Source organism: Bosea beijingensis, assembly GCF_030758975.1.
GTDB classification, from domain to species: Bacteria; Pseudomonadota; Alphaproteobacteria; order Rhizobiales; family Beijerinckiaceae; genus Allobosea; species Allobosea beijingensis.
In genome coordinates this window covers 1,989,466-2,009,091 of the sequence record NZ_CP132359.1, presented here as the reverse complement: position 1 = coordinate 2,009,091, position 19,626 = coordinate 1,989,466, and the positions used below count along the sequence as shown (strand labels likewise).

23 protein-coding genes are annotated in these 19,626 nt (G+C 66.6%); 6 read left to right on the top strand and 17 right to left on the bottom strand.

Going from position 1 to position 19,626, the window contains the following annotated elements:
* Window positions 1–145: 145 nt before the first annotated feature.
* On the bottom strand, window positions 146–916 hold the full coding sequence (locus tag Q9235_RS09710; RefSeq protein WP_306226687.1) for a GntR family transcriptional regulator: 771 nt from the start codon (window positions 914–916) through the stop codon (window positions 146–148).
* A gap of 59 nt (window positions 917–975) precedes the next feature.
* On the opposite strand from Q9235_RS09710, the gene Q9235_RS09705 reads away from it, so the two are divergent.
* Both Q9235_RS09705 and Q9235_RS09700 read left to right on the top strand, forming a co-directional pair.
* Window positions 976–1,914: a PfkB family carbohydrate kinase gene (locus tag Q9235_RS09705; protein WP_306226684.1), complete on the top strand. Its 939-nt coding sequence runs from the start codon at window positions 976–978 to the stop codon at window positions 1,912–1,914.
* 123 nt (window positions 1,915–2,037) lie between these two features.
* Window positions 2,038–3,177 (top strand): helix-turn-helix transcriptional regulator, encoded by a 1,140-nt coding sequence (locus Q9235_RS09700; RefSeq protein ID WP_306226682.1) that lies wholly within the window; start codon window positions 2,038–2,040, stop codon window positions 3,175–3,177.
* A gap of 369 nt (window positions 3,178–3,546) precedes the next feature.
* On the opposite strand, the gene Q9235_RS09695 is transcribed toward Q9235_RS09700, so the two are convergent.
* The 3 genes from Q9235_RS09695 to pyrF are packed head-to-tail and all read right to left on the bottom strand — an operon-like array spanning window position 3,547 to window position 4,895.
* Window positions 3,547–3,855, bottom strand: coding sequence for a DUF1330 domain-containing protein (locus Q9235_RS09695; RefSeq protein WP_061965366.1), 309 nt, complete (start codon window positions 3,853–3,855; stop codon window positions 3,547–3,549).
* 2 nt (window positions 3,856–3,857) lie between these two features.
* Entirely contained in the window at window positions 3,858–4,145 is a 288-nt protein-coding gene (locus Q9235_RS09690; RefSeq protein ID WP_306226679.1) for a DUF1330 domain-containing protein, read from the bottom strand.
* Between the two features lie 42 nt (window positions 4,146–4,187).
* Window positions 4,188–4,895, bottom strand: a complete 708-nt coding sequence (pyrF, locus tag Q9235_RS09685) for an orotidine-5'-phosphate decarboxylase (RefSeq protein ID WP_306226678.1) — start codon at window positions 4,893–4,895, stop codon at window positions 4,188–4,190.
* Window positions 4,896–5,074: 179 nt separating this feature from the next.
* On the opposite strand from pyrF, the gene Q9235_RS09680 reads away from it, so the two are divergent.
* Window positions 5,075–5,845, top strand: a complete 771-nt coding sequence (locus Q9235_RS09680; protein ID WP_306226676.1) for a sulfite exporter TauE/SafE family protein — start codon at window positions 5,075–5,077, stop codon at window positions 5,843–5,845.
* A gap of 11 nt (window positions 5,846–5,856) precedes the next feature.
* Here Q9235_RS09680 and Q9235_RS09675 read toward each other — a convergent pair whose 3' ends face one another.
* From Q9235_RS09675 to epmA, 3 genes are read right to left on the bottom strand one after another with little or no spacing between them, the layout of a single operon-like run.
* Window positions 5,857–6,519 carry a DsbA family oxidoreductase gene (locus Q9235_RS09675; RefSeq protein ID WP_306226674.1) on the bottom strand — a complete coding sequence of 221 codons (663 nt, stop codon included), beginning with the start codon at window positions 6,517–6,519 and terminating at the stop codon, window positions 5,857–5,859.
* 16 nt (window positions 6,520–6,535) lie between these two features.
* Window positions 6,536–7,603, bottom strand: coding sequence for a lysine-2,3-aminomutase-like protein (locus Q9235_RS09670; RefSeq protein WP_306226672.1), 1,068 nt, complete (start codon window positions 7,601–7,603; stop codon window positions 6,536–6,538).
* Window positions 7,600–8,664, bottom strand: a complete 1,065-nt coding sequence (gene epmA / locus Q9235_RS09665) for an EF-P lysine aminoacylase EpmA (RefSeq protein WP_306226670.1) — start codon at window positions 8,662–8,664, stop codon at window positions 7,600–7,602. Before epmA ends, Q9235_RS09670 begins: the two co-directional genes overlap by 4 nt.
* A gap of 116 nt (window positions 8,665–8,780) precedes the next feature.
* Between epmA and efp the strand changes: the two genes are divergently transcribed.
* From efp to Q9235_RS09650, 3 genes are all read left to right on the top strand, one after another.
* On the top strand, window positions 8,781–9,350 hold the full coding sequence (gene efp / locus Q9235_RS09660) for an elongation factor P (protein WP_306226669.1): 570 nt from the start codon (window positions 8,781–8,783) through the stop codon (window positions 9,348–9,350).
* A gap of 89 nt (window positions 9,351–9,439) precedes the next feature.
* Window positions 9,440–9,958, top strand: coding sequence for a DUF1993 domain-containing protein (locus tag Q9235_RS09655; RefSeq protein WP_306226668.1), 519 nt, complete (start codon window positions 9,440–9,442; stop codon window positions 9,956–9,958).
* A 15-nt stretch (window positions 9,959–9,973) separates the two neighbouring features.
* Window positions 9,974–10,453 (top strand): GNAT family N-acetyltransferase, encoded by a 480-nt coding sequence (locus Q9235_RS09650; RefSeq protein ID WP_306226665.1) that lies wholly within the window; start codon window positions 9,974–9,976, stop codon window positions 10,451–10,453.
* Between the two features lie 292 nt (window positions 10,454–10,745).
* Here the strand turns inward: Q9235_RS09650 and Q9235_RS09645 are convergent, their stop codons facing one another.
* The 10 genes from Q9235_RS09645 to Q9235_RS09600 form a co-directional block, all read right to left on the bottom strand.
* Complete coding sequence (locus Q9235_RS09645; RefSeq protein ID WP_306226662.1) at window positions 10,746–11,399, bottom strand: MBL fold metallo-hydrolase; 654 nt, start codon at window positions 11,397–11,399, stop codon at window positions 10,746–10,748.
* A 30-nt stretch (window positions 11,400–11,429) separates the two neighbouring features.
* Window positions 11,430–11,753: a hypothetical protein gene (locus Q9235_RS09640; protein WP_306226661.1), complete on the bottom strand. Its 324-nt coding sequence runs from the start codon at window positions 11,751–11,753 to the stop codon at window positions 11,430–11,432.
* On the bottom strand, window positions 11,750–13,366 hold the full coding sequence (locus tag Q9235_RS09635) for a fumarate hydratase (RefSeq protein ID WP_306226659.1): 1,617 nt from the start codon (window positions 13,364–13,366) through the stop codon (window positions 11,750–11,752). The genes Q9235_RS09640 and Q9235_RS09635 overlap by 4 nt, the downstream gene beginning before the upstream one ends.
* Before the next feature lie 130 nt (window positions 13,367–13,496).
* The gene (gene ptsN, locus Q9235_RS09630; RefSeq protein ID WP_257733829.1) at window positions 13,497–13,958 is read right to left on the bottom strand and encodes a PTS IIA-like nitrogen regulatory protein PtsN; all 462 of its coding nucleotides are present in this window, start codon (window positions 13,956–13,958) and stop codon (window positions 13,497–13,499) included.
* An 86-nt stretch (window positions 13,959–14,044) separates the two neighbouring features.
* Complete coding sequence (gene hpf / locus Q9235_RS09625; protein WP_306226657.1) at window positions 14,045–14,629, bottom strand: ribosome hibernation-promoting factor, HPF/YfiA family; 585 nt, start codon at window positions 14,627–14,629, stop codon at window positions 14,045–14,047.
* A gap of 131 nt (window positions 14,630–14,760) precedes the next feature.
* Complete coding sequence (gene rpoN, locus Q9235_RS09620; RefSeq protein WP_306226656.1) at window positions 14,761–16,290, bottom strand: RNA polymerase factor sigma-54; 1,530 nt, start codon at window positions 16,288–16,290, stop codon at window positions 14,761–14,763.
* Window positions 16,291–16,450: 160 nt separating this feature from the next.
* Entirely contained in the window at window positions 16,451–17,305 is an 855-nt protein-coding gene (lptB, locus tag Q9235_RS09615; RefSeq protein ID WP_306226654.1) for an LPS export ABC transporter ATP-binding protein, read from the bottom strand.
* Window positions 17,306–17,342: 37 nt separating this feature from the next.
* Window positions 17,343–18,032 (bottom strand): LptA/OstA family protein, encoded by a 690-nt coding sequence (locus Q9235_RS09610; protein WP_306226652.1) that lies wholly within the window; start codon window positions 18,030–18,032, stop codon window positions 17,343–17,345.
* 1 nt (window position 18,033) lies between these two features.
* Entirely contained in the window at window positions 18,034–18,810 is a 777-nt protein-coding gene (gene lptC / locus Q9235_RS09605; RefSeq protein WP_306226651.1) for an LPS export ABC transporter periplasmic protein LptC, read from the bottom strand.
* 158 nt (window positions 18,811–18,968) lie between these two features.
* Window positions 18,969–19,583 carry a ribonuclease D gene (locus Q9235_RS09600; RefSeq protein ID WP_306226649.1) on the bottom strand — a complete coding sequence of 205 codons (615 nt, stop codon included), beginning with the start codon at window positions 19,581–19,583 and terminating at the stop codon, window positions 18,969–18,971.
* Window positions 19,584–19,626: the final 43 nt, after the last annotated feature.

The following is a 19,626-nucleotide window of genomic DNA, read 5'->3' as shown; positions in this document are numbered from 1 at the left end:
CCATCCCTGCAATCCGCGGATCGCCGCACCTGGATGCAGTTCCGCCTCCTTTAGTCGCAGCGAGCCTCGGGCAGGTTCAATGCCTCTTTCGGATTTTGGACTGGTATTGGACATCGATCCCGGTTTCCCGCGGGGTCGTGGGCCGTCAGGCGGTCAGTGTCAGCCGATAGGTATAGGTATCGCCGCGGAACAGGCCCTCGACATATTCCAGCATGTCGCCATCGGCGCCATAGCTGCGCCGCTTGATCAGCAAGCAGGGCACGGGGGCATCGAAGCCGAAGATGGCGCATTCCTCGACGGTCGGCGCCGCCGCCTCGATTGTCTGGTCGCAGCGCGTCAACGGCAGGCCGAGCTCCGCGAGCCGGGCATAGACCGAGCCGGAAAGGTCGCCCTCGGCCAGCTCGGGCGCGCGCTCCAGATTATACCAGGCGACCTCGCGCGACATCGGGATGTCGTCGCCTGAACGGACGCGGACCAGCTTGAGAAAACGCGCATGCGAGGACAAGCCGAAGATCGAGGCGATCGAGCGGTCGGTGACCACGGCGCGCTCGATGATGCGGGAGGACGGCACGCGGCCGAGTTCCTTCATCTCTTCTGTGAAGCCCTTCAGCCGGTCCATGCCGGAATGCAGCCGCGGCCCCGTGCCCTGGACGATCGAGCCCAGGCGCCCCTGCGCGCTCAGCAGCTTGCGCTCGCGCAAGGCGTTGTAGGAGCGCTGCACGGTGGCGCGGCTGATGCTGAGCCGCTCGGCAAGCTGGCGCTCGGCCGGCAGGGTCGTGCCAGGGGGCAGCGTACCGTCGCCGATCAATTGAATCAGCTGGTCCTCAAGCTGCTGGTAGAGCGGCTTGGCGGTATCGGTGCGCAGTTCCAGCAGGTCCTGGAAGGGCGGTTTCGTATTCTGCTTAGGCACTGTCATCGTTGGCATGAGCGTGACACAACCCGCGTAGCAGTTCGAGATTGTGGAAATCAAATTCTATGATTGGGAAACCCATCTTCGTGCTCGGAAGCTTCGTCGTCGCGTGTTCGGCGAAGGTCGCCCGCTTCCCGCGCCCGGGTGAATCGCTCGCTGCCGAAACCGTGACGATCGAGCCGGGCGGCAAGGGGTTGAACCAGGCGATCATGGCGCGCCGCCTGGGCGCCGCGGTCGACGGCCTGCTCGCGGTCGGCGACGATCTCGCTGCCACCTTCGCCCCGCCGGCGCTCGAACGGGCCGGCCTGCCGCCGTCGATGCTGGTCCGGCTCGCCGGCAGCACCGGCAGCGGCATCGGCTTCACGGATGCGGGCGGCGAGACCTGCCTCGCCGTCGCCTCCGGTGCCAATCTCGCCCTCACGGCCGGGCATGTCCAGGAGCGGGCACAAGCCATCGCCGATGCCGCGCTGGTGATGGCCCAGTTCGAGATCAGCGACGCCCCGATCGAGGCAGCCTTCCGCCTGGCCCGGCAAGCCGGCGTTCCGACCCTGCTCAACCCCTCGCCCTATCGGGCGATTCCCGCCGCCATCCTGGCGCTGACCTCGATCCTGATCATCAACGAGACCGAGGCGCGCGGCCTCGCGACCGCGCTTGCCCTGGAACCGGATGGACCCACCGAGCCAAAGCGCTTTGCAAGGGAGCTCGGTCCGGCGCTTCTGGAACGGGGGCCGCGCCTCGTCGTCCTGACCCGCGGCGCGGCCGGCGCCTTGGCCATCACACCGAATGCTCCTCTTGTCATGCAAGCGGGCTTTCCGGTCGAGGCGATTGATTCGCTCGGCGCGGGCGACGCCTTTGCGACAACCCTCGGCGTCCACCTGGCGATGGGACGCTCTTTGCCGGACGCGTTGCGCGACGCCGCCGCGGCCGGCGCCCTGACCACCACGCGGCACGGCGTCTTCGACGCGCTGCCGACGACCGACGCCATCGCAACGATGAGCCGTTGATGAAGCGGCGCGGGATCGATAAAAAACTTTGGATTGTTTTTGGACTTTTCCTGAGCGGTCCATACTGCTAGTTTCGACAGGGCGCATCACGCATGCGTCTTCCGTGGCCAGCCGGGACCTCTCATGCCGCGCCTCGACGTCGATACCGTGATGTCCGCGATCGACCAGTTGCTGGTCGGGGCGATGGACGAAGGGCAGATGCAGGCCGCCGCCGAAACGATGCGGCAGCTTTTCAACGGCTCGAAGGCCTGTTTCGCCGGGTTCGGGCCCAGCCCCGAGGACTGGGCCTGCTACACGACCAATCCCGACCCCGCGCTGCAGGAACGTTGCTTCGGCGAACTCGCGCCCGACTTCATCGATATGGGCGGTGCGCTGCGCGATATCCCGCTCGGAGAAATCTATCACGACCATGACGTGTTCGGCGCGGAGACCCTGCGTAATTCGCGCGTCTGGCAGGAATGGATGCGCCCGCAGGACATGTATGGCGGCATGGCCTGCCGCCTCGCCAGCAACGGGGAGGCCTTCTGGTTCTTCGACGTGCAGCGCGGCCGGCGGCAGGAGGGATTCGACTCGGAAGATGTCGCCGTGCTCGAAAAACTCTATCCGGTGCTGCGGCGCGTCGTCGAATTGCGCCGTCATATAGGCCGGGTGATCATCCAGCGGGACGAGGCGCGCAGCGCTCTCGACCAGATCGCGATGGGCATCGCGATCCTCGACCCGGATATGCGGATCACCTACGCCAACGAAGGTGCCGACGAGATCCTGTCCGATCCCGAGAGCGCGCTCGGCCTGCGGCAGGGACGCCTGTACGCGCGCCGGCCGGGTGATCAGCGCCAACTCAGGCAATTGGTCGAAGGGGCCTTGCGCAGCGCGCAGGACCCGCTCGCCCCGGGCCAGGCCAGCATGATCCTGCATGGCGAGGACGGTTCTCATTCGCTTTCGGCCTGCGCCATGCCAGCGCCCCCCTCCGTCACACAGGCTCACGCGGGTGGAAAGGCGCTGATCGCGCTGCGGCGCCTGGAGACGGCGACCAATATCGTCGCCTGCGCGCGCCAGCTCTTCGATCTCACCGATACCGAAGCCAAGTTCGCCTCCGCCCTTGCGAGCGGATCATCCCTGACCGAGGCTGCCGAGGCCCAGGGCGTCCGGATTTCGACCGCACGCACGCATCTGGCGCGCATCTTCCAGAAGACGAACACCCGACAGCAAAGCCAGCTCGTTTCACTGCTGCGCAGCGCGGCGCTCCCCCTTCGGCCGCGCTGAATCCTCGGCCTTCCTGATAGAGCCGTACACAACCCGCACGCTCTTCAGCCAGCCTGCCCGATTTCCGTTCGGGAGGGCCATGAAAGGCAGCCTAGAAGAGGCGGAAGGATACTTTCGTCATCCAAATGACGGAGATGTTTCAACCAGATAACGAAGCCATGCCGGAACGGCGATCGCGCGCCTGGTCGTGGACGGGCGACCAAGTCACCGGTCGATCGCGCCCTCTTGAACCTGTTTCATTTTCGTGGAGATACGCCGTCATTCCGGACAAGCCGCGGAAGCGACGCCGATCCGGAATCCATCGAAGGGCACGGTGCCCTGCGATGGATCCCGGGGCAAGCGCGGGATGACAGCGGAGGAAGCCGCCGTCTATTCGCCCGGCTGCGGGCCATCATAGCCACCGATGATGACGAGATCGGACTGGCCGGCGCTGCTGAGATGCTTCACCGCCTCTTGATATTCAGGGGAGGCGTAGCAGGCGCGGGCCGTCTCCTCGTCCTTGAACTCGATGACGACGTTATGCTTGCGGCCCTCGCCGCGGGCGAGCTTGTACTCGCCGCCGCGGACCAGGAACTTCGCCCCGTATTTGGCGAAGGCGACGGCATTGAGCGAGCGGTACTTGGCGTAGGCCTCGGCGTTCTCGACGTCGACGCGCGCGATCCAGTAGCCCTTGGCCACGGTCAGAGCCCTTCGACGGCGACGAGATCGATCTCGCCGGCGCCTTCGCGCAGCTTGCGGGCCTCGGCATACTCCGGCGAGAACAGGTAGGCGCGGGCCGTCTCGAAATCCTTGAACTCGAGAATGACGTTGCGGGCGCGGCCCTCGCCCTCGCCGACCGTCATCTGGCCGCCGCGCACGACAGGCGTGCCGCCATATTGCTTGATGACCTCGGAGGCCTTGGCGGCATAGCTCGCCCATTTGGTCGCGTCGGAGACCTTGGCGCGGCCGATGACATATCCCTTGGGCATGGTGCAGTCCGTTGGCTGAATCGGGTTTGCGATCGAGGAAGCTTACGAAGCCGCGACGATCTCGTCCATGACCGCGCCCGCCGCCGCACGCGGGTCTGCCGCGCGGATGATGGGACGCCCGACGACGAGATGGTCGGCGCCGATGCGGATCGCCTCGGCCGGGGTGAGCGTGCGCTTCTGGTCGCCCGCCGCGCTGCCGGAAGGGCGAATGCCGGGCGTGACGATGACCATGTCCTTGCCGATGACCTCGCGCACGATCTCGGCCTCGGCGGCCGAGCAGACGATGCCGTCGATGCCCGCCGTGCGGGCCTGCTCGGCGCGCAGGCGCACGAGATCGCGCACAGCGAGCCCGTAGCCGGCATCGCGCAGGTCGCCATCGTCATAGGAGGTGAGCGCCGTCACAGCGAGCAGCTTGAGAGCAGCGTCGCCGCGCCCCTCGACCGCGCCGCGCATGGTCTGCGGATAGGCATGGACGGTGAGGAAGGTGACGCCGAGCCTGGTCAGCGAATCCACGCCCTCGGTCACGGTGTTGCCGATGTCGTGCAGCTTGAGGTCGAGGAAGACCTTCTTGCCTTCCGAGACGAGCTGGCGCGCGAGATCGAGCCCGCCCGCGAAGGCGAGGCGATAGCCGATCTTGTAGAAGGTGACACCGTCGCCCAGCGTCGAGACGAGGCGGTAGGCATCCCACACGGTCGGCACGTCGAGGGCGACGATCAGGCGGTCGCGGACATCGTTGATCTTCTGGTTCATCAACCGGCTCCCTGAGTTTCGAGGGAAGGCGCACGATTCGAAGCGGGATGCAAGCGCGGGCGCGGGGGCAGGAGCGCGTAGAACATCCTTCTGCGCATCGACGCCTTGCCGAGAAATCTATTCCCGCATTCGGGCCAATCCTCTAGGCCTCACGCTCCGCTTCCTCGGAGACGCCGACCATGTCCCTGGCCGCCCTGATCGGCTTTCTGCTGCTGACCGGCATGGCAGCCTATGTGCAGACGCTGACCGGCTTCGCCTTCGGCCTGATCGCGATGGGCGGCGTTGGCCTGACCGGGCTGCTCTCGCTGCCGGATGCGGCGATGCTCATCAGCGCACTCACCCTCGTCAACGCGACGCAGATGCTGCTCAAGGGCTGGCGCGATGTCGACTGGCGCAAGTTCGGGCTGGTCCTGGTCGCGAGCTGGCCCTTCGTCTTCATCGGCTTCCACCTGCTGGAATGGCTTGCCGCCAGCCGGGCCGATCTGCTGCGGCTGGTGCTCGGCTTCGTGATCATCGTCTCCAGCCTGCAGTTGGCGCGGAAGCCCGATCCGCTCAAACAACCGTCAGGCGCGCCCAGCTACCTGTTCTTCGGCAGCATCGCGGGATTGATGAGCGGAATGTTCTCAACTGGCGGCCCGCCGCTCGTCTATCATTTCTACCGCCAACCCATGCCGCTCATCGTGGTCAGGGAAACGCTGGTGACGATCTTCGCGCTGAACGCCCTGTTCCGCACGGGGCTGGTCATCGCCACCGACCAGATCCCTGCGCCATCCACTCTATCAGGCCTTTTCGCCATTCCGGCGGTGATGCTGGGGACGCATCTGGCGCGGCGCTATCCGCCGCCGCTCACGCAGGCGGTGATGCGCCAGATCGTGTTCCTGCTGCTGTTCCTGTCCGGCGTTTCGCTGGGCGCGCCGGCCGTCGCCCATCTGCTGAAAGGCGCGTTCTGAGGCCCCTCGCCTCAGAACTGCGGCTCCTGCGGAGCCTGCGCGGCGAAGACCTGCTGGAAGACCTGCCCCCAGACCTCCGGCGGCTGTGCGCCCGAAACGGCGAGCTTGCCGTCGACGATGAAGAAGGGCACGCCGGTGACGCCGACCTTTCGGGCGTGGTCCTCCAGCCCGATCACCGTCTCGCGCAATTCGTCATTTGCGAGCTCGTCGCGCGCGGCCTGCTCGTCAAAACCCTGCTCCACCGCGATCTGGATCAGGGTTTCGAGATCGCCGATATCGCGCCCGTCCTGCCAATAGGCCTTGAACAGGGCCGCCGTCATGTCGCCGCCGCGCTGCACGGTCGAGGCCGCCGCGACCAGCATATGGGCCATACGGGTGTTGACGCTGCGCGTCACCTTCGCCCAGTTGAAGGTCACGCCGCTCTCCAGCGCCGCTTCCGACAGCCGGACCTCGATCTCCTTGCGCTTGCCGGGGCCGAACTTGCTTTCGAGATACTGCGTGCGATCCATGCCCTCCGCCGGCATCTCCGGGTTCAGCTCATAGGGCAGCCAGGTGATGGCGAAGCGGTCGCCCAGGCCATAGCGCTCCAGCGCCGTCTCCAGCCGGGCCTTGCCGATGAAGCACCAGGGGCAGGCGATGTCGGAGACGATCGCGAGCGGCAGCTTGTCCTGCATGTCATGTCCTCAGGTATCAGGCCGGCGGGTAGCGATGCTGCCCGCCATGACGGTCTTCGGCGACCGCTTCCCCGCCCGGCGTCTCGCAACCGGAGAGGAAGGCGGGGCCGACCGGAATCTTGCCGGCACCGCCGGGGATGTCGAGGATATAGGTCGGCTGGCACAGCCCGGAAAGGTTGCCGCGCAGGCTTTTGACCAGCGCCTGCCCCTCTTCCAGCGTCAGGCGGAAATGCGCGGTGCCGGGCGCGAGATCGGGGTGGTGCAGGTAATAGGGCTTGATGCGGTTCTCGACGAAGGTACGCATCAGGGCGCCGAGCGTCTCGACATCGGCGTTCACGCCCTTGAGCAGGACCGACTGGCTGAGCAGGACATGGCCGGCATCGGCCAGCGTCGCGATCGCCGTGCGCGCGTCCTCGGTGAATTCGCGCGGATGGTTGGCGTGGATGGCGATATAGCTCGCCTTGCCGGGGATGCGCAGCGCCCGCGCATAATCCGGCGTGATCCGGCCGGGGTCGACCACAGGCACGCGGGTATGCCAGCGCGCGACCTTGATGTGCGGGATGCTGGCCAGGCGCTTCGCCACCTCGCGCACCCGGCGCGCGGAGAGGATGAAGGGATCACCGCCCGTCATGATCACCTCCCAGATCTCGGGATGGGAGGCCAGATAGGCGAGCGCTGCGTCGAGCCTGGCGCCGGTCAGCGCGTCTCCGCCGGGACCGACCATCTCGCGCCGGAAGCAGAAGCGGCAATAGACCGGGCAGGCATGGACGAGCTTGAGCAGTGCGCGGTCGGGATAGCGATGGACCACCCCCTCGACCGGCGAATGGGCATCGTCGCCGATCGGGTCGGCAAGTTCCTGCGGCAGCGTCGTGAGCTCGGCCGCATCGGGAATGAACTGGCGCGCGATCGGATCGGCCGGGTCAGCCGGATCGATCAAACCTGCGACGGCTGGCGTCACCGAGACGGCATAGCGCTCCGCCACCTTCTTCAGCGCTTCGCGACGCGCAGGCGCGGCCAGGCCGGCCTCGACGAGTGCGTCGATGCTGCGCAAAGGCTGGCCGCCGGGGGGCTGGTGAACGGTCATGCCCCTCCCCTGCCCGGTTCCGCGACCGGCGTCCAGAGCACATCCTCGATCCGGCGCGCACCCACGCAGAGCATGACGAGCCGGTCGAAGCCGAGCGCGATGCCGGACGCTGCCGGCATCAGCGCCAGCGCCTCCAGGAAATCCTCGTCGACAGGATAGCGCTCGCCATAGATGCGCTCCTTCTCGTCCATGTCGGCCTCGAAACGGCGGCGCTGCTCGGCCGGATCGGTGAGTTCGCCGAAGGCATTGGCAAGCTCGACGCCGCACGCATAAAGCTCGAAGCGTTCGGCCACGCGCGGATCGCCGGGCTTCGGCCTTGCGAGCGCAGCCTCGCTGATCGGGTATTCGCAGAGGATCGTGGCGCGGCCACGGCCGAGATACGGCTCGATGCGCTCGGAGAGCACGCGGCTGAAGATGTCGGACCACGTGTCGTCCTCGGCAACCCGGATGCCGGCCTCGATCGCGTCCGCGGCCAAACCACCGCGATCGAGCTCTTGATCGGCTGTCACCGTCCGCAGCAGGTCGATCCCGGCATGACGCTTGAAGGCCTCCTGCAAGGTCAGGCGCTCGGGCTCGGCAAAGGGATCGGCCTCGATATCGCGCCAGCGCAGCGCGGCGGCACCGGCGGCGCGCGCGGCTTCAGCCATCAGCGCCGCGCAATCCTGCATCAGCGCGTCATAGTCCTCGCCGGCGCGATACCATTCCAGCATCGTGAATTCGGGATGGTGCAGGGCGGTGCGCTCGCGATTGCGGAAGACGCGGGCGAAATCGAAGATGCGGGTCTCGCCGGCCGCCAGCAGCTTCTTGGCTGCGAACTCCGGCGAGGTGTGCAGGTAATAGGGGTGCAGCTCGGCGGCGTTGTCGATCAGCGTCGTGCCGAAGCCGTGCAGATGCGTCTCGTTGCCGGGCGAGCGTTGCAGGATCGCCGCCTCGACCTCGGTGAAGTCACGGACCTCGAACCAGCGCCGTAGCGCAGCCTTGATCCGCCCCCGCGCCAGCAGGGCCGGGCGGCGGTCGGCATGAACATCGGGCCGCCAGAACGGCGTCGGGGACGAACTCATCGAATCTCGCGTCGAATGCGTCGGAAAGCTTTCGTTTCGCGCGCGAATGCGGTAGTTGCGCGGCGACAGAATTCGCATAGCGCGGCGGAACGCCGCGCGCCAGCAAGGACATTCACGTGGTCAAGGTCATCGCCTCTTCCGTCCGCAAGGGCAACGTCCTGGATCTGGACGGACATCTCTGCACCGTCATCTCGGCCGAGAGCTTCTTCCCCGGCAAGGGCACCCCGACGACGCAGATCGACATGCGCCGCATCTCCGACGGCACCAAGATGACGCAGCGCTACAAGACGACCGAGCAGGTCGAGCGCGCCTATGTCGAGGACCGCGACTTCACCTATCTCTACCAGGACGGCGAGCAGTACGTCTTCATGAACCCGGAGACCTACGACCAGATCCCGGTCGACAAGGACGTGATCGGCGACGCCGCTCCCTATCTCCAGGAGAACATGAAGGTCTCGCTCTCGGTCTTCGAGGACAAGGCCGTCGCGATCGAACTGCCGCAGCGCGTGACGCTCGAAGTCGTCGAGACCGAGCCGGTGACCAAGGGCCAGACGGCCTCCTCCTCCTACAAGCCCGCGATCCTGTCGAACGGCGTGCGCAGCGCCGTTCCGCCGCATGTCGGCGTCGGCACCCGCGTCGTCGTGATGACCGCCGACGGCTCCTATGTCGAGCGCGCGAAGGATTGATCTGCCAGCGCAGAGCGCCGCAGAAAAATCTCCTCTATAGATTCACGCAGCGGGCCCCTTCCGGGCCCGTTGTCGTTTCCGAGGACATCATGACGCTCACAGTCAAGGCCGCCGCCCTTTCCGGCTTCGTGCAGACGCTCAAGGCGCTCGACGCCATTCTCGACAAGGCCGTGGCACAGGCCGAGACCCGCAAGATCCAGCCGGAGGTGCTGCTCTCGGCCCGGCTGGCGCCGGACATGCTGGCCTTCACCCGCCAGATCCAGCTCTGCTGCGACTTCGCCAAGAACGCGGTCGCGCGTCTCTCCGGTGGCGAGAACCCGCGCTTCCCCGACGAGGAGAAGAGCTTCCCGGAACTGAAGGAGCGCATTGCCAAGACGCTGGCCTTCGTCGCTGCGGCCGATGGCGCAACGCTCGATGCCGGGCTCGCCCGCGAGGTCACCTTCCCGCGCGGCCCCTCGGCGACCGTGACGATGACCGGCGAGGCCTATCTCACCCGCTTCGCCATCCCGAACTTCTATTTCCACGCCACGACGGCCTACGACATCCTGCGCCAGAACGGCTTCCAGATCGGCAAGCAGGACTTCCTGCTCGGCGTCTTCGACGCCTGAAGCCAGTCTCCCGGCATGAGCGCGACGCCTGCCATCGCGATCGAGCACGCCTCTCCCCGGGATGCCGGGAAGATCGCCTCGCTCTATCTGGCGTCGCGCGCGGCGGCCCTGCCCTGGCTGCGCCGCGTCCATGGCGACGATGAGGTCAGGGACTGGATCACGCATGTCAGGCTCGCTACCGGCGAGACCTGGGTCGCGCGGGAGGCCGGGCGCATCCTCGGCTTCCTCTGCCTCGACGGCGAGGATCTCGACCAGCTCTACCTGCTGCCGGGCGAGTTCCGGCGCGGCATCGGCTCATCGCTCCTCGCGAAGGCGAAAGAGCGCAGCCCGGAGCGGCTCCACCTGTTCACCTTCCAGCGGAACACAGCCGCGCGGGCCTTCTACGAGCGCCACGGCTTCCGCCTCGTCGATCTCAACGACGGCGAGCGCAATGAAGAGGGTGAGCCCGACGCGCTCTACGAGTGGCGCCAATCTTTTTCGGACGGGGCCTTGTAATCGGGAACGGGCGTTCCCATTTCAGGCTCACGACGATGTCGAGAGCGTTCCACCGCTCTCCAGCGCCGTTGAAGACGGCCATGAGCCGAACGTTTGACGCCGGATGTACGCGCACCCGTTCAGGACATGGCCGTTGGTTCATTCCGAGGCCCGTAGCGGACATCCGCTGCGGGTCTTTTCGTTTCCGCCTTCCGCCCGGCGGGGCTGGCCCCGACCATCGCATCTTCATCGATGCGGGGCGGGTACGAGACGTGGAGGCTCGCCACAAGGGCGAGCATGACGGCGCGGTCTTTCACCCCTGCAGGAACGGATTGTTCTGCCGCTCCTCGCCCAGCGTGCTCGCCGGGCCGTGGCCGGGCAGGAACTGGACGTCGTCGCCGAGCGGCAGGAGCTTGGTCTTGATCCCCGAGATCAGCGCCTCGTGGTCGCCATAGGGGAAATCGGTGCGGCCGATCGAGCCGGCGAAGACGGTGTCGCCCGCCAGCAGGAAGCGCAGCTCCTTCTGGAAGAAGGTGACATGGCCCGGCGAATGGCCGGGCACATGCGCGACCGCGAAGGTCAGGTCGCCGAGCGAGACCGTATCGCCCTCCTTGAGCCAGCGCGTCGGCACGACCGCCTTCATGCCGAGGATGTCGAAGCGCAAGCCCTGTTCCGGCAAGGCGTCGAGCAGGGGCTTGTCGCCCTCATGCGGCCCGATGATCGGGATCGAAAGCGTCTCGGCCAGCTCGGTGGCGCCGCCAGCATGGTCGAGATGGCCATGGGTCAGCCAGATCGCGACCGGCGTTACGCCGAGCTGCTTCAACGCGCCCAGGATCTGCGGGACGTCGCCGCCGGGGTCGACGATCGCGGCCTCGTTCGACTTCGGCTCCCAGACGATCGCGCAATTCTGCTGGAACGGCGTCACCGGCACGATGGCGATCTGAAGCGGCGGCTGCTGGTCGGTCATGAAAGGCCTTTCGATTGTCCGGGAAGGCTCTTAACGCCCGCCACAGCGATTGGCGATCAAAGCGCGATAGTTCACCAGCTCGGAATCCATCTCCGCGACATTGCGCGCGCGCTCCGGCTCCCCCTGGCAAGTGGCGAAAACCGAGCGGGCCTTCTGGAGATAGGCGACATGCTCGCGAAAGGCCCGGCATTGCGTCGCCTGGTCGGCGCTCGCGACGGCGGCGAGCCGCGCCTGCTGCTGGCGGAAACCGGCCTCGTTCAGCAGGAGATCGCGCGAGCAGGTCGCCGGGCGCGGCTGCTGGGCCAGCGCGGGAGCGGCCAGCAGAAGCGCTGCCAGGGTCAGGGCGAACCTCATCCGAGGTTCAACTCCTTGAAGAAGTCGTTGCCCTTGTCGTCGATGACGATGAAGGCCGGGAAATCCTCGACCTCGATCCGCCAGACCGCTTCCATGCCGAGCTCGGGATATTCCAGGACTTCGACCTTGCGGATGCAATCCTGCGCGAGCCGCGCCGCCGGCCCGCCGATCGAGCCGAGATAGAAGCCGCCATGGGCCTTGCAGGCCTCGCGCACCGCCGCAGAGCGATTGCCCTTGGCCAGCATCACCATCGAGCCGCCGAAGGACTGGAACTGGTCGACGAAGGAATCCATGCGGCCGGCGGTCGTCGGGCCGAATGAGCCCGAGGCGAAGCCTTCAGGCGTCTTGGCCGGGCCGGCGTAGTAGACCGGGTGGTTCTTGAAATAGTCGGGCATGCCCTCGCCGCGCTCCAGCCGCTCGCGGATCTTGGCATGGGCGAGGTCGCGGGCGACGACGATCGTGCCGGTCAGCGACAGCCGGGTTTTGACCGGATGCTTGGACAGCGTCGCGAGGATCTCGCTCATCGGCTGGTTGAGGTCGATCTTGACGACCGAGCCGCCGAGCGCGGCTTCATCGACATCCGGCAGGTACTTGGACGGATCGGTCTCCAGCGCCTCCAGGAAGATGCCGTCCCTGGTGATCTTGCCCTTGGCCTGGCGATCGGCCGAGCAGGAGACGCCGAGCCCGATCGGCAGCGAGGCGCCATGGCGCGGCAGGCGGATGACGCGGACGTCGTGGCAGAAATACTTGCCGCCGAACTGCGCGCCGACGCCGAGCGCCTGCGTCATCCTGTGGACCTCTTCCTCCATCTCGATATCGCGGAAGGCATGGCCGGAGGGCGAACCCTTCGTCGGCAGCGCGTCGAGATATTTGGTCGAGGCGAGCTTCACCGTCTTGAGGTTCTGCTCGGCCGAGGTGCCGCCGATGACGATGGCGAGATGATAGGGCGGGCAGGCGGCGGTGCCGAGCGTCAGGATCTTCTCCTTCAGGAACGCCATCATACGGTCCTTGGTGAGAAGCGAGGGCGTCGCCTGGTAGAGGAAGGTCTTGTTGGCCGAGCCGCCGCCCTTGCAGACGAAGAGGAATTTGTAGGCGTCCTCCCCCTCGGCATAGATGTCGATCTGCGCCGGCAGGTTGGTCGCCGTGTTCTTCTCCTCGAACATCGAGAGCGGCGCGAGCTGCGAATAGCGCAGATTGCGCTTGAAATAGGCGTCCGCGACGCCCTCGCCCAGCGCGGCCTCGTCCTCGCCATCGGTCCAGACCTTGCGGCCCTTCTTGCCCATGATGATGGCGGTGCCGGTGTCCTGGCACATCGGCAGCACGCCGCCGGCAGCGATATTGGCGTTCTTCAGCAGGTCATAGGCGACGAACTTGTCGTTCGAGGTCGCCTCGGGGTCGTCGAGGATCTTGCCGAGCTGGGCGAGATGGCCGGGGCGCAGCAAATGGTTGATGTCGATGAAGGCCTGTTCGGAGAGCTGGCGGATCGCCTCGCGCGAGATGCTCAGGACCTCGCGGTCGCCGATCTTCTCGACGCTGACGCCATCGCTGCCAAGCTTGCGATAGGGCGTCGTATCCTCGCCGAGCGGGAAGAGATCGACATGCGTATAGGCCATGACCAGCGGCTCCAAAACAGGGTGCGCCGCGATCAGGACATGGAAGACGCGACGCCGATCCAGCCGGGGTCATAGCCCGTCGGCCGGGATCGTCCAAGCAGTCTTTAATGCGTTTAAGCCGAGAACGGGCCTAGGCGGCCTGCGCGGCCGATTCGGCGAGGATTGCGTAGATCGCCGAGGGATCGCGGACCTTGCGGACCTGTTCCAGAACGGATTGGTTGCGCAGCACGCGGGCGACGCGGGCGAGCGCCTTGAGATGGTCGGCGCCGGCGCCCTCAGGCGCGATCAGCACGAAGATGATGTCGACCGGCTGACCATCGAGCGCGTCGAAATCGATCGGCTTCTCGGTGCGCGCGAAGAGCCCGACGAGGCGCTCTATTCCGGGCATCCGACCATGCGGGATCGCGATGCCCTCGCCGATGCCGGTGGAGCCGAGGCGCTCGCGCTGAAGCAAGGCTTCGAACAGCTCCCGGTCCGGCAGGCCCGTCAGCGTGGCGGCATGCTGGGCAAGCTCCTGCAGAGCCTGCTTCTTGCCGTTGGCCCGCAGCGGCGAAATCACCGCGGCGGGGCTCAGAAGATCGGTCAGCGTCATTCGCCCGTCCATGCATGTCCCGTGCCGGCCGAAAAGCCGTCGGCACGGGTCAGGTTCGACGGCCGGAGCGGATCGCCCGCCGGCCTTCAGGACAGCGATGCCGGCGGGTCGATCCAGCCGATATTGCCGTCGCCGCGGCGATATACGATGTTCATGCGGCCATTGCCAGCGTGCCGGAAGACGACGACCGGCGCGCCGGTCAGATCGAGCTCCGCAACGGCATCGCTCACTGTCCTGACATGCAGGGATTTGGTCGATTCCGCGACGATCACCGGGTTGTCGCCGGTCGAAGCACCGTCGAAATCCTCGATATCGTCATCGGGGGCCGCGATCACATAGCTGGGGATTTCGATCCCGGCTTCGCGGCCATTGCTCGCCGAACGGTCCTTCAGCCGGCGCTTGTAGCGTCGCAGCCGCTTTTCGATGCGCTCAGCCATCTTGTCGAGGCTGGCATAGGCGTCGTGGGCGGTGGCGGAGGCTTCCAGCGTGATCCCGGAGGAGAGGTGCAGGACGCCATCGGTCCGGAAGGCAGAGCCATCCTTGTCGACCGTGACGTGGCCCTGATAGCCACCCTCGTAATATTTGCTGACCGCCGCAGCGACCCGCTCTTCAGCCTGGCCACGCAGGGCCTCGCCGACGTCGAGATTCTTGCCGGAGATTCGCAAGCTCATGGAGTGCTTCCCCTTGGTTTAGCCATGGCCCGTGTGCGGCCATCTCTAGGAGCTAAGAACCGGGAGTCGGGGTTGTCAATGAGCCGGCGCAATCATGGCGCGCATGCAGTAGCGCTTTGGAACAAAATCGCTCAGCGATCCGCGGCCGCCATCGCGACTTTCTCGCGCCTGCGCTCCATCGACGACGGAATTCTGAGGGATTCGCGATATTTCGCCACGGTGCGCCGGGCGATGTCGATACCGCCCTCCTTCAGACGGGTGACGATGGCATCGTCCGAGAGCACCGCGGACGGCCTCTCGTCGTCGATCATCTGCTTGATCCGGAAGCGCACGGCTTCCGCCGAGTGCGCCTCGCCATAACCGGTCGCGGCGATGGCGGCCGAGAAAAAATATTTCATTTCGAAGACCCCGCGCGAGCAGGTCAGGTATTTGTTCGACGTGACGCGCGAGACGGTCGATTCGTGCATGCCGATCGCGTCGGCCACGGCCTTGAGATTGAGCGGGCGCAGATGCTCGACGCCATGGGCGAAGAACCCGTCCTGCTGGCGCACGATCTCGCTCGCGACCTTCAGGATCGTCCGGGCGCGCTGCTCCAGCGAGCGGGTCAGCCAGTTAGCCGTCTGCAGGCATTCGGCGATGAAGGCTTTGTCCACGTCGTTGCGGGCGGCCCTGGAAACGCGCGCGTGATAGGTCTGGTTGACGAGCAGGCGCGGCAAGGTGTCGGGGTTGAGGTCGATCAGCCAGGAACCATCAGGCGCGGCGCGGATGAAGACATCCGGCACCACGGTCTCGGCGGCCGAGCCGCCGAAGGCGCGGCCTGGCTTGGGGTCGAGACGGCGGATCTCGCCGACCATATCGGCGATATCCTCGTCATCGACGCTGCAGAGGCGCTTCAAGGCAGCGAAGTCGCGCTTGGCGACGAGGTGGAGATTCGCCACCAGCGCCTGCATGGCCGGATCGAAGCGGTCGCGGTCGCGCAACTGGATGGCGAGGCATTCGGCGACGTCGCGGGCCGCGACGCCTGAGGGGTCGAAGCCCTGGACGACGCGCAGGACCGTCAGGACCCTGTCGATGGCGACGCCGAGACGCTCGGCGATCTCCGCGAGAGGTTCACCGAGATAGCCGCTGTCGTCGACGGCATCGATGATGTGGCGGCCGATGATGCGCTCAGCCGGTTCGATGACGGCGAGGTCGAGCTGCGCGACCAGGTGATCATGCAGCGAGGCTTCCGCAGTCAGGCCGCTTTCAAATCCCTCTGGATCGCCGTCGAAGGAGCCGCCCGTCGCGCCATAGGCGCCTCCGACGATCGGCAGACTGTCGGCTCCGGCGCTGTCGCTGCGCGCAGCGGTCGGCTGCTCGTTCTGGAAGACATTGTCGAGGCCGGTGCCGAGCCGGCCTTCCATGCCCTCCTGCGTATGCAGGCTCTCCGCCTTGGCGAAGCTCTCGGCATCGGCGGCATGAAGGCTGTTGGCGTCATCGGAGCGGGCCGGCGGCTCGCTGGCCTCGTCGCGCTCCAGCAGCGGATTGCGCTCGAGCTCGCCCTCGACGAAATTCTGGAGCTCGAGATGCGAAAGCTGCAGGAGCTTGATCGCCTGCAGCAACTGCGGCGTCATTACCAGGGATTGTCCCTGGCGCAGCTCCATGCGCGGCATCATCGCCATACGCGAAAGGCCCTTCCCGCCCGCGCGCCATCGGCACGCTTCTTGCTTGTGGAAAGGACACTAGCGCCGCCTCCACGCCGCGTCAAAGGCTCAGCCATGTCTGCGGCCGGAAAAATGACGCACCGCAGCAAAACCGCGGCGGCGCGCAGGAGCGGCAGCCTCAGAGGCGGAAATCCTCGCCCAGATAGACGCGCCGGACATCCGGATTGGCGATGATCTCGGCCGGCGAGCCTTCGGTCAGCACGCGCCCGGAATGGATGATATAGGCGCGGTCCACGAGGCCGAGCGTCTCGCGGACATTGTGGTCGGTGATCAGCACGCCGATGCCGCGATCGGTCAATTGCCGCACCAGCGCCTGAATGTCGCCGACCGCAATCGGGTCGATGCCGGCGAAAGGCTCGTCGAGCAGGATGAAGGAGGGCTTGCCGGCGAGCGCGCGCGCGATCTCGCAGCGCCGCCGCTCGCCGCCCGAAAGCGCGATCGAGGGCGCCTTGCGCAGGCGGGTGATGGTGAATTCCTCCAGCAACTGGTCGAGCTGGCGCTCGCGCGCCTTGCGGTCGGGCTCGACCACCTCCAGCACCGAGCGGATATTGTCCTCGACCGAGAGGCCGCGGAAGATCGAGGCTTCCTGCGGCAGGTAGCCGATGCCGAGGCGGGCCCGCTGGTACATCGGCAAGGCGGTGATGTCGTTGCCTTCGAGCGAGATGATGCCGGCATCGGCCGCGACGAGGCCGGTGATCATGTAGAAGATCGTGGTCTTGCCGGCGCCGTTGGGGCCGAGCAGGCCGACAGCCTCGCCCTGGCGCAGCGAGAGGCTCGCATCCGAAACGACGGCGCGCCCGCCATAGCTCTTGCGCAGGCCCTCGACCGCGAGGATGCCCGCCCCGCCGATCGCCGCAGCCGTGAGCGGCGCCTGGCGGGCCTCCCCCTCGCCGCGATTGCCGAACAGACCGCGCAAACGGCCGAAGACGCCCGGCTGCTGCGGGCGCGGAGCCGGCCGCGCCGGCGCGGCCATGGGACGAGGCGCTTCGGAAACGGTCACTGCGGCACGATCAGTTGGTCGGCTTCGGGGCCGGCTTGCCGGCATCGGTCTTGGTGGCGTCACCCGAATTGGGAACGAAGAGCCCCTGCACGCGCCCGCCCTGCACATTCGCGATGCCGGTGGTCGTGTTGTAGATCAGCTTCTCGCCGCGGGTCACGTTCGGCCCGTCATTGAGGGCGACGTTCCCGGTCATGATGACGAGGTTGTTGGCGCGGTCGAACTCGGCATTGTCCGAGGTCGCGGCCTGCGTCTTCGAGACCACCGTGACCGGCCCCTTGCACAGGATGCGCTTGATCGAGCTGTCATTGCCCTGGCCGCTCGCGCCCGTCGCTGCGGGAGCTGGGGCGGGGGCCGGCGTCGCAGGGCGGCCGGCGGTTCCGCCCGGGCCGCCACGGCCCTCGTAGAGCACGGTCATCACGGTGCAGCGGACCGTCGTCTCGCCCTGCACGGCCACGACATTGCCGGAGAAGACGGCCTTGTTCTCCTTGTCGAGCACATCCAGCTTGTCGGCGTCGATCTTGATCGGCTCTTTGCTGTCGCCGCCGAGCCCGCCCAGGGCCGAGGACGCGCCCCGCGGCTTGGCCGGGGCAGACTGCGCGAAGGCCTCCTGCGGCGCGCCGAGCAGCGCGAAGCCCGCAGCGAGGAGCAGCGCGGCGTCGCGGGCCTGCACGAAACGGAGCATCTGGCCAGTCCTGGTCATGTCACTGTCTCTTCCCGTTACCGGCATCGCCTGCCGGCACTGCATTCGCGGGGGGAACCCGATTCGCGTTCAGCAGTTCCAGCATCGGCTTGCTGCCCTCGCGCTCGGGGCCTGCGATCGTACCTGCTGGCGCGTTCCGGATGAAGACCCGGACCCGCCCCTCGAAAGCGATCAACTCGCCATTGTTCTTCACGTCAAGTGTGTCGGCATCGACCGTGGTCTCGCCGAGGCTGACCTTGACGGGCTCCTTCGATACCACCGTGCCGGATTTGAAGTCGACATCGGCCGTCTTCATCTGCATGTCGTGACCGTTCTCGGTGCGGATCTTGACGTCGTCGACGAGGCGCAGCTTCTCCTTCTGCGTATCGAACAGACCCGTCTTCGCGTTCACCGTCACCCAGCCCTCGCGCTCCATCTGGATGCGGGCCGTGAGGGTCTGGAGCTCGACCTGCGTCGGGTTCCTGATCTCCTGGAAAGCGTTCTCAGCCGTGACCTGATAGGGCCGGTTATCCTTGCGGTAGCCGGAGAGCTTCGGCGTCTCCATCCTGACCTTGCCGCCGGTGATGCCGACGGAGCTGATCGAGACATTGGCGAGCTTGCCGCCGAGCGGCGCGAGGAAGGGAATCACGACGAGCGCCAGCACAAGCGCCACGGCGGCGACCGGAATCACGCGGCGCAGGAGATGCACCAGCCGCGTATGACGCCGCGCCGCGCCGAAGGCCGCGCGACGGCGCGCCGCCTGCGCGGACAGCCCCGCCGCCGGGTCGTTGAAGGTCATTGCCAAAGTCATGCCCCGCGCAATGGCAGCCGCTCACGGCATTTTCGTGTCACGGAACGGGCCGCATCGCGCCCCCGCGCGGCTCGTCCAGGAAGGCCCGATCGCCCAACCGCGCGCTCAGCCTGCGCGCAGACTGACGCAAGAAGCCTTCTAAATTGTCAAGTGTGCGCGAAGATGTCGGTCTCGTCCCAGCCGGCGAGATCGAGCTCGGCACGATAGGGCAGGAATTGGAAACAGGCCTGGGCGAGATGCCGGCGCCCTTCACGCGCGAGCATGGTCTCCAGCTTCTCGTGCAGCGCATGGAGATGCAGGACATCGGAGGCAGCGTAGGCCAACTGTGCCTCGCTCAAAGTATCCGCGCCCCAATCCGAGGATTGCTGCTGCTTCGACAATTCGACGCCGAGCAGCTCGCGCACGAGATCCTTGAGCCCGTGCCGGTCGGTATAGGTGCGGGTCAACTTCGAGGCGATCTTGGTGCAATAGACCGGCGCCGTAACCACGCCGAAGGCATGCTTGAGCACGGCGACGTCGAAGCGGGCGAAGTGGAAGAGCTTCAGCACGCCCGGATCCTCGAGCAGGCGGATCAGGTTCTTCGGCCGCTCGCCGCCCTTCGGAATCTGCACGACATCGGCGGTGCCGTCGCCACGCGAAAGCTGGACGACGCAGAGCCGGTCGCGATGCGGGTTGAGGCCGAGCGTCTCGGTGTCGATCGCGACGCTCGATCCGGCGTCGTAGCCGTCCGGCAGGTCGCCGCGATGGAAACGGATGGTCATGCTCGAAACCTCACTCGGGCCGCGCGAACGCGCCCTTCGACTG